Here is a 755-nt window from a genome sequence, read left to right on the forward strand (position 1 = left end):
GTGCTGAACCCGCTGGTGGTAAAGCGCTTCATTCAGATGCACCTGGGCAAGGGCAAGAGCGACCGGAAGGATGCGCAGTGGCTGCTGCGCTACGGCCAGCAGCAGCCTACGCCCCGCTGGCAGCCGGACGAGGCCGTGCTCGTCGAGTGCCGCCAGCTCGAACAAGCCACGGAGCTGCTCATCCGCCAGCAGACGATGCTGCGCAACGCCCTGGAGGCGCTGCAGCACCAACCGCTGGTCAGCCCCAGCGCGGCCAAGCACTTGCAGCAGGCGCTGCGCCGCCTGGAGCGGCAGGTACAGCAGCTCGAAGCCGAGTTGCTGGCCAAAGTCGAGCTGCGCTACGCGGCGGAAATGCCGTTGCTGTGCTCCATTCCCGGCATCGGCCGCAAGACGGCGGCCTTGCTGCTCTTGTTCGCCGGCGGCTTCACGCGCCTAGACAACCACCGCCAGCTCATTGCCAAAGCCGGGCTCTGCCCGCGCGAGCATACCTCGGGCACGAGCGTGCGCGGCAAGGCGCGCATTACGAAAATGGGCGGCGGGCTGATCCGCGGCAAGCTGTTTATGTGCAGTTGGTCGGCCCGCAAGGCCAACGCCGCCTGCAAAGCCCTCTACGAGCGGCTCACCGCCCAAGGCAAGAGCGGCAAGCTGGCGCTGATTGCCGTGTGCAACAAGCTGCTCAAGCAGGCCTTCGCCATCGTTAAATCCGGCGTACCGTACCAGCCCGACTTCGCCAGAAAATTAGCCCTCAACCCTTG

Annotated in this window: 1 protein-coding gene; it reads left to right on the plus strand. The window is 65.8% G+C overall.

Annotated features, from left to right (window positions below; all coding sequences use genetic code 11):
• The coding region (locus AC5FXY_RS22320) for an IS110 family RNA-guided transposase (protein ID WP_493558941.1) at positions 1-755 on the plus strand (755 nt) is incomplete at both ends.

This window comes from Hymenobacter sp. FMD4 (genome assembly GCF_058932745.1).